Below are 16246 nucleotides of genomic sequence, written 5' to 3' on the forward strand. Positions count from 1 at the left end.
GGTCAAGGACCGCGAAGTGCTGCTCAGTTTTTACGACTTCCCGGCCGAGCACTGGAAGCACATCCGCACATCAAATCCGATCGAGAGCACCTTCGCCACCGTCCGCCACCGGACCGGCAAGACCAAGGGCTGCCTGAGCCGGAAAACCGGCCTCGCCATGGCCTTCAGGCTGATGATGTCAGCCCAGGCGAAATGGCGAAAACTCGACGGTGCCAATCGGCTGCCGGAAATCGTCCAGGGGATTGCCTTCAAGGACGGGATCAAGCAACTTCAAGCCGCCGCCTGATCACGCCGTCACCAACTTTCGGGCATAGCTCCCGAGAAAATGCTCCCCGCGCCGAGGGACAATGCAGCGCCGATCGCGATCGCCGACGTTGTGTTCAACACAGTCTTAAGGATTATCGAAGACATACTCATTCCCTTTTCTACAAAGCAGATCACGCACCACGCGTCGATCGCATATGAAACCAATATCCGTATTGGTTAACACACCACTTTGATCCATAGCAAATATTCCATTTTTAATGTCTGTTTTTCGCACACCCCGCGCGCATGCGCCATTCACGCCACACGTGTCACCGTTTCAAGGAGGGAAAAATTAGCGCCGCTGCCCGCGCAACCGACGCCAGAACGCCGCGATATGGCCTAGCCACCTGCGCGGGCGGCGCGTGTCGTGGAACGCCATCGAGCACAGCAAACCCCAGATCGCCCCGGCTACCACCTGCAACGTCGTATGCGCCCCGGCATCCACCCGCGACGTGCCCGTCAGCGCCGCCGCCAGGATCACGCCCGCCTGCACCGCGGGGCTGCCGGTGACACAGCGCTGCACCAGCGTCGCGGCGCCGAAACTGGCCGTCGCGGTGTGCCCCGACGGAAAGCCCTTGTATCCGCCACGCGGGCGGGTGTTCAGCTCTGTCTCGCCCATGGCGTACTTGGTGCCATGCAGGCCCGTGAACATGATCGCGTAGCGCCCGAGATACTCCAGCCCGCGCCCGTTCACCGCCTCGCACGACAGCGCCAGCAGCGGCAGCGCGATCTGCAGGTTGTCGCCATAGCGCTCAACCTCGCGCTCGGTCAGCGCCAGAACGCCCGCCAGCACCAACACCACGGCGATCACCTTGTGGCGCAGGGTGACAAGACCGGCAATGCGTTTCATCTGCGTCCTCCCCGTTCCCGTCGCGGATCAATCCACGCCCAGTTTGTTCAACAGCGCCGCCAGCGTGGCGCGCTCGCCGTCCTCGGCGGGCGCCCGGCGGGCGCGGAACAGCGTCGCCTGCGAGCGCAGGATCAACCCATCCTCCAACAGCTTGAGGTGATTGGCGCGCAGCGTCTCGCCGGTCGAGGTGATGTCGGCCACCGCCTCGGCGGTCTCGTTGCGGATGGTGCCCTCGGTCGCGCCCTGGCTATCGACCAGTTGATAATCGGCCACGCCATGACTGCGCAGGAAATCCCGCACCAATCGGTGATACTTGGTCGCGATTCGCAGACGAAAGCCGTGTCTAGCCCGGAACGCCGCCGCCGCCGCGTCCAGATCGTCCAGCGTGTTCACGTCCACCCAGGCCCCCGGCACCGCGATGATCAGGTCCGCCTGCCCGAACCCCATCTCGGTCACCTCTGCGACGCTCTGTTCCCAGCGGGCCAGCTTTTCGCGCACCAGGTCGGTGCCGGTCACGCCCAGGTGGATGCGCCCGGCCTCCAGTTCGCGCGGGATCTCCCCCGCCGACAGCAGCACCAGCTCGACGCCGTCGATCCCGTCAACCGCCCCGGCATATTCGCGGTCCGATCCCGCCCGGCTCAGGCCGATGCCCCGCGCGCCGAACCACTGGAACGTCTTTTCCATCAGCCGCCCCTTGGACGGCACGCCCAGCTTGACCGTCATCGCGCGCCCTCCAGTTCCAGCATCAGGCCCGGCCGGATGACCCCGCCCACGGCAGGGATCTCGGCGCCGCGGCCCAGCACACGGGTCAGCGCGTCATAACGCCCCCCCGATGCGACCGGCGGCAGATCGGGCCGCCCCTCGGCGTAGAAGCCGAATACGAACCCGTCGTAATACTCCATCGAGGCGCGGCCATAGCTGGCCTCGAAATCCAACGCATCCACATCCACACCCCGCGCCGCCAGCGCCCCCATCCGCGTGCGCAGCCGCTCGACCGCGCGCTCGATCGCGGGCAGGTCCACCGCGATATCGCGCAGATGCTCCAGCGCGTTCGGCGCGGTCTCGCGAACCTCGAGAATCGCGTCGATCAGGGCCACCTCTTCGGCGCTGATCGGAGCGGCGGCGGCATCCTCGCGCAGGGCGGCGATGCGCGCCTCGATCTCGGCCCGGCTGCGCAGGCCCAACAGCGGCGGCGCGCCGTGCATCGGGTCGTCCGCCGCCAGCAGCGCGCGGCGCGAGGCGGGCATCGGCGTGCGCCCCGAGAACCGGTCCAGCAGCGCCCTAAACCGGCGCGGCCGCCAGATGTGACGCGCCAGCGCCGCCTTGCGCGGCGCGGTCGTGCGCAGGCCCGCAACGGCCGCCATCAGCAGCCCGATATCGCCCGTCGCCGCCCGCAGGTTCAGCCCCTGCAGCGCATCGCGCATCAGGCAGAACACCTCGGCATCGGCGGCGGCCGGGTCTTGCCCGTCGAACACCTCGTAGCCGGCCTGCCAGTATTCATTGGGCCGGTCCGGGTCGTCCTCTTGCCGGCGGAACACCGCGCCGGCATAGGTATAGCGCGCCGGCGTTGCGCCGTGCTCCATGTGCATCTGCACCACCGGCACCGTGAAATCGGGGCGCAGCATCTGCTCCCCCCTCAGCGCGTCACTGGTGACATAGGCCCGCCCGCGGATATCTTCGCCATAGAGGTCCAGCAGCGCCGCCGCCGGCTGCAACACCGGCGTTTCCACCGGCACCGCGCCCGCCGCCTCGAACTGCGCGCGCAGATGCGCCGCCTTGGCGCGTGTCGCCGCGATCGTCGGCATCAGGGCGCCTCCGCACCGGTATCGCGGCCATGCGCGGCCAGGATCTCGCGCACCTTGGCAACCAGATCATCGCGCGGCACCTCGAACTGGCTGGGCCGGTCCTTCCATTCCTCCAGCGTCGCGGTCTGCGCGATCTGCGACCCAAGGATCAGGTCCTTGACCTGCACCACGCCCGCCGCCTTTTCATCGCCGCCCTCGATCACCGCAACCGGCGCGCCGCGCCTGTCGGCATACTTGAGCTGGTTGCCAAAGTTCTTGGGATTGCCCAGGTACACCTCGGCGCGGATGCCTGCGCCGCGCAGCTCGGCCACCATTCGCTGATAATCGGCCATGCGGTCCCGGTCCATCACGGTGACGACGACCGGCCCGTCGGCAACCGAGCCAATGCGCCCCTTCTCGCGCAGCGCGGCCAGCAGGCGATCCACCCCGATGCTGATCCCCGTCGCCGGCACCGCCTGCCCGGTGAACCGTTTAACCAGATCGTCGTAGCGCCCGCCGCCCGCGACCGAGCCGAACTGCCGCTTGCGGCCCTTGTCGTCGAGAATGTCAAAGGTCAGCTCCGCCTCGTAAACCGGCCCGGTGTAGTAACCGAGGCCGCGCACTACCGAGGGGTCGATGACGATGCGGTCGGGGCCGTAGCCTTGGGCGGAGAGGAGGCCGGCGATCTGTTCTAGTTCGGCGACGCCTTCGCGACCAACATTCGACCAATCAACGATCTCGCGCAGAAACTCACAAAGAATGGCACCTTTGTCACGGCCGCCGCTCGACGAAGCCGATTTGCCAGCATTTGCATTCGCAATTGCGTTATCGACCACCTCGTTCGCTTTGACGAAGGCCATAACCTTGTCCGCTTGAAACGAAGTAAGCCCCGCACCCTTCGTGAAATCGCCGCTGTCGTCTTTTCGTCCTTCTCCAAGTAGGGCGCGCACTCCGTCCAGTCCCAGCCGGTCCAGCTTGTCTATCGCACGAAGAACAATCCCGCGCTCATGGGCGAAACGCTCCTCGTCAGACAAATCAAGTAGCCCTGCAACCTCCAACACCCCATTCAGCACCTTCCGGTTGTTCACCCGGATGATGTAATCGCCGCGCGGGATGCCCACCTCTTCCAGTGTGTCGGCCAGCATCGCGCAGATCTCGGCGTCGGCGGCCATGTTGGCGCTGCCCACCGTATCCGCGTCGCACTGGTAGAACTGCCGGTAGCGCCCCGGCCCCGGCTTTTCGTTGCGCCAAACGGGGCCCATGGCATAGCGGCGATAGGGCGTGGGCAGATCGTGGCGGTGCTGGGCATAGACCCGAGCCAGCGGCGCCGTCAGGTCATAGCGCAGCGCCAGCCAATCGCCCTTGCCGTCCTCGTCGTCTTCCTGCCACGCGAACACCCCCTCGTTGGGGCGGTCCACGTCGGGAAGGTACTTGCCCAATGCCTCGACCGTCTCGACGGCGCTGCTTTCCAGCGCGTCAAACCCGTAGCGATGGTAAACCCCCGCGATCTTGCGCAGCATCTGCTCGCGCTCGGTCACTTGCGTGCCGAAATAGTCGCGGAATCCCTTGGGCGTTTCCGCCTTGGGACGGGGGGCTTTTTTCTGCTTGGCCATCGCTGCTGGTCCTTGCCGGTAAACTTGCGCCAGCCTCTACCGGAAGCGGGGTGCGGGGGCAAGACAGCCAATCGCCACCGCGCGCGCGAGGCTTGCAAAACTGCGCCCACTACCAAGGGCAGCCCCCGCCCATGGGGGCTGCCTGGCGTGCCGCCGGTCGCGGTGCCCCTAAACCGCCATACCTACCGCACCTTCAGCGTCGCCAGCCCGATCATCGCCAGGATCAGCGCGATGATCCAGAACCGGATCACGATGGTCGATTCCGCCCATCCCTTCTTCTCGTAGTGGTGATGGATCGGCGCCATCAGGAACACGCGCTTACCGGTGCGCTTGAAATAGATCACCTGGATGATCACGCTCAGCGCCTCGACCACGAACAGCCCGCCAACGATCGCCAGCACGATCTCGTGCTTGGTGGCCACCGCGATCGCGCCCAATGCACCGCCCAGCGCCAGCGATCCGGTGTCGCCCATGAACACCGCCGCTGGCGGCGCGTTGTACCACAGGAACCCCAACCCCCCGCCGATCAGGCCGGCCACGAAAATCAGCAACTCGCCGGTGCCGGGCACGTAATGCACATCCAAATACTCGGTGAAATCGACGCGCCCGACCGCGTAGGCGATCACGCCCAGCGTGGCACTGGCGATCATCACCGGCATGATTGCCAACCCGTCCAGGCCATCGGTCAGGTTCACGGCGTTGGCTGATCCCACGATCACGATCATCGAGAACGGAACGAAGAAAATGCCAAGGTTGATCAGCGTGTTCTTGAACACCGGCAACGCCAGTTGCGACTGCAGCTCGACAGGGTGGTATTGCGCAGCCCAGTATCCCGCCACCGCCGCAATGATCAGGCCCAGACCGAACCGCACCCGCCCCGGCACCCCGGCGACGTTGTTGCTCGATACCTTGGCGTAATCATCGGCGAACCCGATCGCGCCAAAGGCCACGGTCACAAACAGCACCAGCCAGACATAAGCATTGTCCAGCCGCGCCCATAACAGCGTCGAAAACAGCAGCGCCCCCACGATCAACAGACCGCCCATCGTCGGCGTGCCCGCCTTGGTGAAATGCCCCTCGGGCCCGTCGCCGCGGATCGGCTGCCCCTTGCCCTGCCGCTTGCGCAGCACCCCGATCAGGGGCAGGCCAAAGATAAAGCCGAACACCAGCGCCGTCATGAACGCGCCGCCGGCACGGAACGTGATATAGCGGAACAGGTTGAAGACATCCCCGCCATCCGAAAGCTCGGTCAACCAAAACAGCATCTAGTTCGCTTCCTTGTCTGAGTGACGGGTGCCATGGCCCAGTTTTCTGATCGCGTCAACGACAAGGCTCACGCGGCTGCCCTTGGACCCCTTGACCAACACCACGTCGCCCGCATCGATCAGGTGATGCGCCCGCGCCGCCATCGTCTCGGCCTCGGCGGTCCACTCGCCGCGCTGCTCGGCCGGAAGGGCGCGCCACAGCGCCCCCATGCGCGAGCCGACGCAATGCACCCGGTCCAGCGCCGCCATCTCTGGCAGCGCCGCCAGATCGGCATGCAGGCGCGCCTCGTCCTCGCCCAGCTCCAGCATATCACCCAAAACGGCAATCCGTCGCCCCCGCGAGACCCGCCCGGTGTTGTCGCGCGGGGCCGCCGCCGCCAGAACCTCCAGCGCCGCCGCCATCGAAGCGGGATTGGCGTTGAACGCGTCATCGATCAGGTCCAGCGTCAGATCCTCATGCGCGGGGTCCAGCGCGATCCGCTCGCGCGCGCCACGCCCGCCGGGCGCGCGCCATGCCCCCAGATCGGTAATCGCCAGCCCGATGTCCAAGCCCAAAGCCTCGACCACCGCCAGCACCCCAATGGCGTTGACGGCGAAATGCCGCCCCGGCGTCCTCACCTTGAACAGCAGCTCCGCCTCGCCCGCGCGCCCCTGCGCCACGGTGACGTTGTCGCCCAGCGTGACACCACTCAGCGCGAAATCGTTGCCGGCCTGCTCGCCAAAGCGCCGGATGCGCGCGCCTGCGGCCTGCGCCGCCTGCTCAAGGATCGGCGTCACGTCCTGATCGCCGTTGATCACGGCCACGCCGCCCGGTTCCAGCCCTTTGAGGATCGCCGCCTTCTCGCGCGCGATATCGTCGATGCCGCCGAATGCCTCAAGGTGCGCGGCGGCGACGCACGTGATCATCGCCACATGCGGGCGCGTCATGCGCGACAGCGGCGCGATCTCGCCGGGGTGGTTCATGCCGATCTCGATCACGGCAAAATCCGCGTCCTTCGGCAATCGCGCCAGCGTCAGCGGCACGCCCCAGTGGTTGTTATAGCTGGCCTCGGCGGCATGGGTGCGCCCCTGCCCGGCCAGAACCGTGCGCAGCATTTCCTTGGTCGATGTCTTGCCGACCGATCCGGTCACCGCGATCACCCGCGCCGCGCTGCGCGCCCGCCCGGCGCGGCCCAGATCCTCAAGCGCGCGCTGAACGTCCTCGACGATCAATAGCGGCGCATCCTCGGCCACGCCTTCGGGGCGGCGGCTGACCATGGCGGCAGCGGCGCCCTTTTGCAGGGCCTGCGCCACGAAATCATGCCCGTCGCGCGCCGCGCTCAGCGCCACGAACAGATCGCCGGGCTGAATGCTGCGGGTGTCGATCGACACGCCCGTCGCCGCCCATGCGCCCCGGGCCTGCCCGCCGGTGGCCTGCGCCGTATCGCTTGCCGTCCACAGCGTCATGCCATCCCCTCATCCAGCGCCGAAACCGCGACGCTGGCCTGCTCCACATCATCGAAGGGAAATACCGTGTCGCCGACGACCTGCCCGGTCTCATGCCCCTTGCCCGCGACCAGTAGCGCGTCACCGGGTCCAAGCATATCAACCCCGCGCAGGATCGCCTCGGCGCGGTCGGCCACCTCCAGCGCATGCGCGCCGGTGCCCCGCGCCCCGTCCAGAACCGCGCGGCGGATCGTGCCGGGCTCCTCGCTGCGCGGGTTGTCGTCGGTCACGATCACCGCATCGGCATGTTCCGCCGCCGCGCGCCCCATCAGCGGGCGCTTGGTGGTATCCCGGTCGCCCCCGGCCCCCACGATGGCGATAAGCCGCCCCATCACGTGCGGGCGCAGCGCCTGCAACGCCGTCGCCACCGCACCGGGCGTGTGGGCGTAATCCACGAACACCGCCGATCCGTTGACCCGCGTCGCGGCCAGTTGCATGCGCCCGCGCACGGTGCCAAGATGCGGCAATGTCTCGATCACGCGGTCGGGGTCGCCGCCACACGCAATGACCAGTCCCGCCGCCAGCACCGCGTTTTCCGCCTGGAACCCCCCGATCAGCGGCAGGCGCACCTGGCTGGCCCGCCCGGCCCATTCCAGCCGCAGATCCTGCCCCGTCGCATCGAACCGCTGGCCGGTGATGCGCAGATCGGCATCGCCTGCGCGCCCCACCCGGATCACGCTGCGCGCGCGCATCCCGGCGATCTCGGCCATCTCGTCGCCGCGCGGATCGTCGGTGTTGATCACCGCCACCCCGTCCTGCGGCAACACCCGCGTGAACAGTCCCGCCTTGGCCTTGAAATACTCCTCAAAGCTGCTGTGATAATCCAGATGGTCCTGCGTGAAGTTGCTGAACGCCGCCGCGCACAGGTGCACCCCATCCAACCGCCGCTGCGCAAGCCCATGGCTCGACGCCTCCATCGCGGCGTGGGTGACACCGGCGCGCGCGCACTCGCGCAGCACCCGGTGCAGGGTGATCGGCTCGGGCGTGGTATGCGCCAGCGGCGCCTCGTAGGCGCCCTCGACCCCGGTGGTGCCCAGGTTGACGGCGTGTTTGCCCATCTCCTCCCATATCTGGCGGGCAAAGCTGGCGACGCTGGTCTTGCCGTTGGTGCCGGTCACCGCCACCATGCAGGCGGGCTGCTGCCCAAACCACAGCGCGCAGGTATAGGCCAGCACCTGCCGCGGATCTTCCGCCACGATCAGCGCCGCCGATGACGCGTCCAGCGCATCCGCCGCGAGGCGCGCGCCCTCGGCATCGGTCAGAATCGCCGCCGCGCCCGCCTCAAGCGCCGCCTCGATGAACTTGCCCCCGTGCACGTGAACGCCCGGCAGCGCGGCAAACAGATGGCCCGCGCGCACCTCTCGGCTGTCCACCGACAGGCCTGCGATTTCGGCCTCGCGGCCCCCGCGGGCTGTCAGGCCCAGATCCCTCAGTGATGTTGCCTGCCCCACCTGTCGTCCCCCGCGCGCGCTTTCATGACCCAACCTAGTTGGAAGATGTCAGCGTTATATCAGCCAACGGCGCCGGTTCAATCTCGGGACGCACCCCCAGAAGCGGCGCAATGCGGCGGATGATCTCGGCCGCGACCGGCACCGCCGTCCACCCCGCCGTGCGGCGCGGCTCGGGGCCCGTAGTCTCGACCGGCTCGTCCAGCATCACCACCAGCACGTATTGCGGCTTGTCGGCGGGGAACATGCTGGCGAAGGTGGTGATCGTCTTGTCCTCGTAATAACCGCCCTGCGGATCGGGCTTGTCGGCGGTGCCGGTCTTACCCCCCACCGCATAGCCGGACACCTCGCCAAAGCTGGCGGTGCCATCGGTCACCACTCGGCGCAGCATCCGGCGCGCGGCGGCCGAGGTTTCGCGCGACATAACGCGCTTGCCCCCCGGCCCACCCTGATGCGGCAGCAGCGTCGGACGCACCTGGCGCCCACCATTGGCGATGATGCTATAGGCCGTGGCCAGGTGCAGCGGCGACACCGACAGGCCGTGACCATAGGAAATCGTCATCGCCGACAGCTCGGACCAACGATGCGGCAACAGCGGCTGGCTGCCGCCCGCCTCGATGATCTCCAAAGGCACGGGATCAAGCAGCCCCAGATCGCGCAGGAACGCCTGCTGCCGCTCTACCCCGATCTGCTGCGCGATGCGCGCCGCGCCGATATTCGACGATTTGACGATCACCTCGCTGGTCGTCATCTCGGCTCCGTAATCGTGGAAATCGCGAATCAGGAACTTGCCCCATTTCAGCGGCCCCTTGGTGTCGATCATGCTCTCGGGCGTGATCAGGCCCAAATCCATCGCCTGCGCCACCGCGAAGATCTTGAAAGTCGAGCCAAGCTCGTAAACCCCCTGAACCGCGCGGTTGAACAGCGGGCTGTCGGCACCGCCGGACACACCCGGTCGGTCGTTGGGGTCGAAATCGGGCAGCGACGCGATCGAAACCAGCTCGCCCGTCTGCACATCCATCACCACCGCCGACGCGCCCTTGGCGTTCATCAGGGTCATGCCCCCCGCCAGGACCCGCTCCACCGCCGCCTGCACCGTCAGGTCCAGCGACAGGCGCACCGGCTCGCCGCCGCGCGCCGGGTCGCGCATCATGCTGTCCAGCTTCTTCTCGACACCGGCCACACCGACCACCTCGGCGGCATGCACCCCCTCGCGCCCGAACCGCGCGCCGCCCAGCACGTGCGACGCCAGCGCGCCATTGGGATAAAGGCGCATCTCGCGCGGACCGAACAGCAAACCGGGATCGCCGATATCATGCACCGCCTGCCGCTGCTCGGGACTTATTTTTCGCTTTATCCACAGGAACTTGCGCTTGCCGGTGAACTTTTCGATCAGCGCCTCGCGCTCCAGGTCCGGGAATATCGCGGCCAGTCTATCCGCCGCGTGCCCCGGGTCGATCATCTGCGGCGGCTGCGCATATAGCGAATAGGTCTCCATGTTGGTGGCCAGGATACGCCCTCGCCTGTCAAGGATATCGGCCCGCTGCGCCCGAATGCTTGCCCCGGCGGCACTGGCGCGCGGCTCGCTCGGCTCGGACCCGGCGATCAGCGCCATGCGCCCGCCCACCAGCACGAACACCATCAAAAACGTCGCCCCAAGGATCAACAGCCGCCCCTCGGCCTGCACACGGGCCCGCCCGCGCATTTCCTCGTGGCGCCTGTGCATGTTTTCGCGCTCAATCGCGTCGGGGTTCTCGCCCTTGCGCCGCGCATCCAGGATACGCGCCAGCGGCCTTAGCGGTGTGCGGATCATGGCCGGTCCTCCGTCGCCATCACGTCTACCGGCTGCCCCACGGGCAGGCGCAACGCCTTTTGCGAGGGGTATGGCACCTGATCCACCTTGCCGAATTGCTCGGGCGCCAGCGGCAACAAACCCAGCCGGTCATAGTTCAGCTCGGCCAACTCGCGCAGGCGGTCGGGCCGGTTCAGATAGGCCCACTCGCCGCGCAGCACTGCCAAACGCGCCCGTGCCTGCCCGATCTGGCGCTGCAACGTCTCGCTTTGCTTGATCGCAAGCTGTGTCTTGTAATTCTCATGATAGGCCCAAAAGGCCAACCCGATCACCGCAAGGGTGGTCAATACATAGATCACACCGCGCATATCTCAGCTCCCCCTCAGCATCGGCATTCCCATCGCGCGCGCATCGCTTTGCCCCGGCGGGGCTTCGGTGCGCACCGCCACGCGCAGCCGGGCACTGCGGGCGCGCGGGTTCTCGGCGATCTCGTCCGCGTCGGGGCCGATCGCCTTGCGCGTGGGCTGCGTGAACTGCGGCTCGCGCTCGGGCCGGTCGGGCGCGTGGCGGCTGCCGCCGCCGCCGCTGTCGCTGCGCGCTTGCAAGAACCGCTTGACCATCCGGTCCTCGACCGAATGGAACGTGACCACCGCCAGCTGCCCGCCGGGGCGCAAGGCGCGCTCCGCCGCTTCCAGCCCGGCCAGCAATTCCGCGTATTCGTCGTTCACCGCGATCCGCAGCGCCTGGAAACTGCGGGTTGCGGGGTGCGATTGGCCGGGGCGCTGCCGGGGCAGGCACTTCTCGATGATCGCCGACAACTGCATCGTCGTGGTGATCGGCGCCTCGGCCCGTGCCCGCACGATGGCCCGCGCGATCCGGCGGCTGGCGCGCTCTTCGCCGTACAAATACAGGATCTCGGCCAACTCCGCCTCACTCAGCTCTGCCACCAGGTCGGCGGCGCTGCGACCACTCTGGCTCATCCGCATGTCCAACGGTCCGTCCTTGCCAAAGGAAAACCCCCGCTCGGCCCGGTCCAGTTGCATCGACGACACGCCAAGATCCAGAACCACGCCATCCAGATCCTGCGCATACTCGTCCATCTTGGAAAACACGCCCTCGACGGGCTCGATCCGGCCCTCGTACTCGCCGATCCAGTCCTGCGCCATCTCGAAGGCCAGCGGGTCGCGGTCCACCGCGATCACCTTGTCCGCCCCCGCATCAAGCAGCCCGCGCGTGTATCCCCCGGCGCCAAACGTGCCGTCCAGCCACACGCCGCGCACCGGCGCCACCGCCCGCAACAGCGCGCGCAAAAGAACCGGAACATGGGGGGGGTTTCCGTTGTCGGGGGCCATGTCGGGCAACGCTCACTCCCCCTTGGCGCGATCCAGGAATATCAGCGGGTCGAAATCGTCGGGCAGCTCGTCCAGCCAGTCCTCGGTTTTCGACAGCTCCTCGGACTCGTAGGTCTCGGGCTTCCATATCTGGAACGTGTCGCCCGCCGCGATAAAGAACGCCTCGCCCTCCAGCCCGATCTTCGCCCGAAGCTTCGCCGGCAGCACCAGCCGCCCGGTTTCATCCACGTTGGTCGGGTAGGATTGGCCGTGAAACAGACGCTGCAGCATCTTGCGCTCCATCGACCCGCGCGGCAGGGCGTCGATCTTCTCGTCGACCTCGGTGATCGCATCGATCGTGTAGCATTCCAGGTAATTGCGGCGGTGATCCCCGTAGACGATCACCAATTCGGGGCTCAGCCCCTCGGTCCAGTTCGGATCGCCCGCCTCCAGCACACGGCGAAACGAGGCCGGAATCGAGACCCGCCCCTTGCCGTCCACCTTGTGATGGCTCTCGCCTCTGAACCTGCGAACCACTGCCTCGTGATCCTTCCATTTCCGCCCCTGGACAAATTTCACCCCTTGGAAACGAAACGGCGGATTGAGCTGCTGCCACTGCCCAATCCGCCGCCCTCGTCCCGCTACTCGCGGGGGTGTCCGACTGCGCGCGCCACCTGGGGGGATGTCTGCTCGCCCGCGCGCCGGATCTGTCGTCTCGATGAGAGCGGGGCCTGTATGAAACCTGACTTGGGAGTTTTTTGTTCGGGGTCGTTTGGTGCCCCTTATTCCCGTCTCATCGTGTTAATAGGGATGACATGGGATTTCATGGAAATCAATGGATTTTTGCATCTATATCTAGGAAATCATGCCCGAGACACCCCTGTAATCCTACATATTGAGGCCAAAAATCGCCCTGAAAACACCTTTGGTTGCGGTCACTCGAATTCTCCGCACAATATATAGTGAATTCTCTTACCCCAAAATTCTTCCCATGAATTCCCGGAATTCTTGCTCACAACCTTTCTTATCACCTCCCGCCGCCCCGGAAAACAGCTGCTTTTCCCACAAAGCGCGGCGCGTCACCCGCGTGATTCGCGCCCAAACCCACGACGCGCCGCGCGCGTCCCACGAATTCCCGAGGGCGCACCTGAGTGCTTGCAGTTCCCGCCAGTGGCAATATCCTTACCACATCGACCAAGGACGGGACGGATGTGCCCGGACGGAGCCATGCCAACATTGCCAAAGCCACGGATCGGCCGCTCAACAGACGGCACAGACAACCTTGAACGCCTGCTCGACCAGCTCGAGCAGCTCGGCCAGGGACGTTCCAAGACCGACATGATCAGCCTCGCCGACATCGTCGCGGCGCTCGGCCCGCGCTCTTTCGGGGCGTTGCTGCTGGTGCCGTCGCTGGCGATCGTCTCACCGCTATCGGCGATTCCCACCGTGCCGACCATCCTGGCGGCAATGATCGGCCTTGTCGCGGCGCAGATCATCCTGGACCGGCCCGCCCTGTGGATGCCCGGCGTGCTGCTGCGGCGGCAGCTGGCGAACGGGCGCCTGCAACAGGGGCTCGAGGCGCTGCGTCCGCTGCTGCGCCGGCTCGACCCCTATATCAACGAGCGCCTGACCTTCCTCACCGACCGGCCCGGCAACCTTGCCGCACTGTTGCTGTGCTGCGTGATCGCCTTTTTCATGCCGATGATCGAGTTCGTGCCGTTCCTGACCTCGATCGTGGCCACCGCGATGGCGCTCTTCGGGCTGGGCATCTTCGTGCGCGACGGGCTGCTGATGCTGGCCGGCTACGGCATCGTCCTCGCCGGTGGCCTGACACTGGGCGGCACCGCCGCGCTCGCGCTCGGTTGATGGATTGTGCGCAAGGGCGACGCGGTTGGCAAATTTCATATCCAGAACATAGGGCCACGACCGACCTGGAGGGCGCGTTCGCAACAGTGGTGCGCGGCGGCACTTCAAAGCCCCGATGACGAACAGGTTATGCACACCATCGCCAAACGCGACCTCCTGGGGGAGGTCGGTCGCGGCCCGGCGGGGCCGGGCGGTACGGGCGAAGGGTGTCACAAAGCCAACACAAGGGCGGCGCCCGCCCCGTGGGGGGCGGATCGGGCGCCGCCCGGCGGCGCCGGGCGTGACGGGTGCCCCCGCAAATCCCCCCCCCTATACATCCGCCCCCGCGCGGTATATGCCCCTCGCCTCAGCCGCCCGGCCCGCCACCCCACGCCGCGCGGCGCCACCCCCTGCCGCAGCCCCGAGACACATATGCCCCTGACAACACCGATGATGAAACCGCTGGCCGAGGCGCTGGCGCGTCAGGGCTATGACATCCTGACCCCCGTCCAGACCGAGATGACCCGCCCCGACCTGATCGGCACCGATCTGCTGGTCTCGGCGCAAACCGGCTCGGGCAAGACCGTGGGCTTTGGCCTGGCCATCGCGCCCACGCTGCTTGACGACGGCGGCGCCCTGCCCGCCGCCGGCACGCCGCTGGCCCTGATCATCGCCCCCACGCGCGAGCTGGCGCTGCAGGTCCGGCGCGAGTTCCAGTGGCTCTATGCCGATTGCGGCGCGGTGATCGCCTCTTGCGTCGGCGGCATGGACATGCGCGACGAGCGCCGCGCGCTTGATCGCGGCGCGCATGTCGTCGTTGCCACCCCCGGCCGCCTCGTCGATCATATCAAGCGCGGCTCGCTCGACATGTCGGCGATCCGCGCCGTGGTGCTGGACGAGGCCGACGAGATGCTCGACCTGGGCTTTCGCGAGGATCTCGAGTTCATCCTCGCCGCCGCCCCCGACACGCGGCGCACGCTGATGTTCTCGGCCACCGTGCCGCCCGGCATCGTGGCCCTGTCGCGCGACTACCTCAGTGCTGATGCGCAGCGCGTCACCACCACCGGCGGCGCCAGCCAGCACGCCGATATCGCCTACCGCGCCCTGCGCGTGGCCCATGACGGCACCGAGGGCGCGATCATCAACCTGCTCCGCCACAGTGACGCCCGCAACGCCATCGTGTTTTGCAACACCCGCGCCACCGTCAACCGCCTGACCGCGCGGTTCCACAATCGCGGCTTTGCCGTGGTGGCCCTCTCGGGCGAGCTGACCCAAACCGAGCGGAGCCATGCCTTGCAAGCCATGCGCGACGGACGCGCGCGTGTGTGCGTGGCCACCGATGTAGCCGCGCGCGGGATCGACCTGCCCGGGCTCGAGCTGGTGATCCACGCCGACCTGCCCTCGAACGCCGACACGCTGCTGCACCGCTCGGGGCGCACCGGGCGCGCCGGCAACAAGGGCCTTAGCGCGCTGATCGTGCCGCCCCGCGCCCGCGGCAAGGCCGAGCGCCTCTTGCGCACCGCCCGCATCACCGCCGAATGGGGCCTTCCGCCCTCCGCAGAAGAGGTCCGCGCCCGCGACGAGGACCGCTTGCTTGCCGATCCGCTCTGGTCCGCGCCGGTTACTGAAGGCGAGGCAGACATGGTCGCCCGCATCACCGCCGCGCATTCCCCCGAACAGATCGCCGCTGCCTGCCTGCGCCTCTTTACCGCGCAGCATTCCGCGCCCGAGGACCTGTCGATGCCCGAAGAGCGCCCGCAAAAGCGCGAGGAGACCCGCGCCGCTTTTGGCCCTTCGGCCTGGATCAAGCTGTCGATCGGCGCAAATGACCGGGCCGAGGCGCGGTGGCTGCTACCGATGCTGTGCCGCGCTGGCGGGTTGAGCAAGGGCGACATCGGCGCGATCCGCGTCAGCGACACCGCCACCCATGTGGAGTTGGCCGCGCCGCGCCTGCCCGCGTTCCTGTCCGCGATCGGCCCCGATGGGGTGCTGGAGGATGGCGTCACCGCCACCGTCGCGGACGCCCCCACCGATACCGGCCGCCCCCCGCGCGCGCCATCGCGCGCCCCCCGCGGCCCGAAAAAGCCCCATCGCGGACAGGCCCCCGCCGATGGGGCACAGACCCCGCCGCGCAAACCCCGCGCCAAGGGCAAGCCGCCAACAGACGCGCCCGCCAAACCCAAGCCCCCCAAACCGGCCAAGCCCGAGCCCCGCGACGAGGCCGTGCATTCGGCCTACAAAAAGCCCCCGGCCCGCGCCCCCAAGGGCGCCCCGGGCAAGGGCGCACCGGGCAAGCCCCCCGCCGGGAAGCCAGCGGGCAAACCCGCTGCAAAGCCCGCCGCGCCGGCCGCTGACAAGAAAAGCGATAAAAAACCCGCCGACGCCGCCAAACCGGCGCCCAAGTACCGCAAGGGCGCCGCCGATGCCTCGGCCCGCCTGGGGTCGCGCGGCAAACCGGGCAAGGGCGGCAAACCCGGCACCCGCGCGGCGCGCGGCCCCAACGCGGCGCCCAAGCGCCGCAAGTAGC

At 67.5% G+C, this 16246-nt stretch carries 14 protein-coding genes; 3 read left to right on the forward strand and 11 right to left on the reverse strand.

The window, feature by feature from the left end; translation table 11 throughout:
• Positions 1 to 286, forward strand: a 286-nt coding sequence (locus tag G568_RS18840; RefSeq protein WP_037374165.1) for a transposase, incomplete at its 5' end; no start/stop codon positions are given.
• 312 nt (positions 287 to 598) lie between these two features.
• Here the strand turns inward: G568_RS18840 and G568_RS19715 are convergent.
• The 11 genes from G568_RS19715 to mraZ form a co-directional block, all read right to left on the reverse strand.
• Positions 599 to 1156: a phosphatase PAP2 family protein gene (locus G568_RS19715; RefSeq protein WP_051202994.1), complete on the reverse strand. Its 558-nt coding sequence runs from the start codon at positions 1154 to 1156 to the stop codon at positions 599 to 601.
• A 27-nt stretch (positions 1157 to 1183) separates the two neighbouring features.
• The gene (gene hisG, locus G568_RS0113460) at positions 1184 to 1879 is read right to left on the reverse strand and encodes an ATP phosphoribosyltransferase (protein WP_026758531.1); all 696 of its coding nucleotides are present in this window, start codon (positions 1877 to 1879) and stop codon (positions 1184 to 1186) included.
• Positions 1876 to 2961 (reverse strand): ATP phosphoribosyltransferase regulatory subunit, encoded by a 1086-nt coding sequence (locus G568_RS0113465; protein WP_026758532.1) that lies wholly within the window; start codon positions 2959 to 2961, stop codon positions 1876 to 1878. Before G568_RS0113465 ends, hisG begins: the two co-directional genes overlap by 4 nt.
• A complete protein-coding gene (gene hisS, locus G568_RS0113470; RefSeq protein ID WP_026758533.1) occupies positions 2961 to 4553 on the reverse strand; it encodes a histidine--tRNA ligase in 1593 nt (530 codons plus the stop codon). Before hisS ends, G568_RS0113465 begins: the two co-directional genes overlap by 1 nt.
• Positions 4554 to 4735: 182 nt before the next feature.
• Positions 4736 to 5818 (reverse strand): phospho-N-acetylmuramoyl-pentapeptide-transferase, encoded by a 1083-nt coding sequence (gene mraY / locus G568_RS0113475; RefSeq protein WP_026758534.1) that lies wholly within the window; start codon positions 5816 to 5818, stop codon positions 4736 to 4738.
• On the reverse strand, positions 5819 to 7264 hold the full coding sequence (locus G568_RS0113480) for a UDP-N-acetylmuramoyl-tripeptide--D-alanyl-D-alanine ligase (protein ID WP_026758535.1): 1446 nt from the start codon (positions 7262 to 7264) through the stop codon (positions 5819 to 5821).
• A complete protein-coding gene (locus G568_RS0113485; RefSeq protein ID WP_026758536.1) occupies positions 7261 to 8754 on the reverse strand; it encodes a UDP-N-acetylmuramoyl-L-alanyl-D-glutamate--2,6-diaminopimelate ligase in 1494 nt (497 codons plus the stop codon). The genes G568_RS0113480 and G568_RS0113485 overlap by 4 nt, the downstream gene beginning before the upstream one ends.
• A 34-nt stretch (positions 8755 to 8788) precedes the next feature.
• Positions 8789 to 10564 carry a peptidoglycan D,D-transpeptidase FtsI family protein gene (locus tag G568_RS0113490; RefSeq protein ID WP_026758537.1) on the reverse strand — a complete coding sequence of 592 codons (1776 nt, stop codon included), beginning with the start codon at positions 10562 to 10564 and terminating at the stop codon, positions 8789 to 8791.
• Positions 10561 to 10911, reverse strand: a complete 351-nt coding sequence (gene ftsL, locus G568_RS0113495) for a cell division protein FtsL (RefSeq protein WP_026758538.1) — start codon at positions 10909 to 10911, stop codon at positions 10561 to 10563. The genes G568_RS0113490 and ftsL overlap by 4 nt, the downstream gene beginning before the upstream one ends.
• Positions 10912 to 10914: 3 nt before the next feature.
• Positions 10915 to 11895 (reverse strand): 16S rRNA (cytosine(1402)-N(4))-methyltransferase RsmH, encoded by a 981-nt coding sequence (gene rsmH / locus G568_RS0113500; RefSeq protein ID WP_026758539.1) that lies wholly within the window; start codon positions 11893 to 11895, stop codon positions 10915 to 10917.
• A 12-nt stretch (positions 11896 to 11907) separates the two neighbouring features.
• Complete coding sequence (mraZ, locus tag G568_RS0113505) at positions 11908 to 12411, reverse strand: division/cell wall cluster transcriptional repressor MraZ (protein WP_026758540.1); 504 nt, start codon at positions 12409 to 12411, stop codon at positions 11908 to 11910.
• 690 nt (positions 12412 to 13101) lie between these two features.
• Between mraZ and G568_RS18850 the strand changes: the two genes are divergently transcribed.
• Both G568_RS18850 and G568_RS0113515 read left to right on the forward strand, forming a co-directional pair.
• Positions 13102 to 13740 carry an exopolysaccharide biosynthesis protein gene (locus G568_RS18850; RefSeq protein WP_169576962.1) on the forward strand — a complete coding sequence of 213 codons (639 nt, stop codon included), beginning with the start codon at positions 13102 to 13104 and terminating at the stop codon, positions 13738 to 13740.
• Between the two features lie 429 nt (positions 13741 to 14169).
• The gene (locus G568_RS0113515; RefSeq protein WP_026758541.1) at positions 14170 to 16245 is read left to right on the forward strand and encodes a DEAD/DEAH box helicase; all 2076 of its coding nucleotides are present in this window, start codon (positions 14170 to 14172) and stop codon (positions 16243 to 16245) included.
• Position 16246: the final 1 nt, after the last annotated feature.

This window comes from Sediminimonas qiaohouensis DSM 21189 (assembly GCF_000423645.1).
In the GTDB taxonomy this organism is placed as follows: domain Bacteria; phylum Pseudomonadota; class Alphaproteobacteria; order Rhodobacterales; family Rhodobacteraceae; genus Sediminimonas; species Sediminimonas qiaohouensis.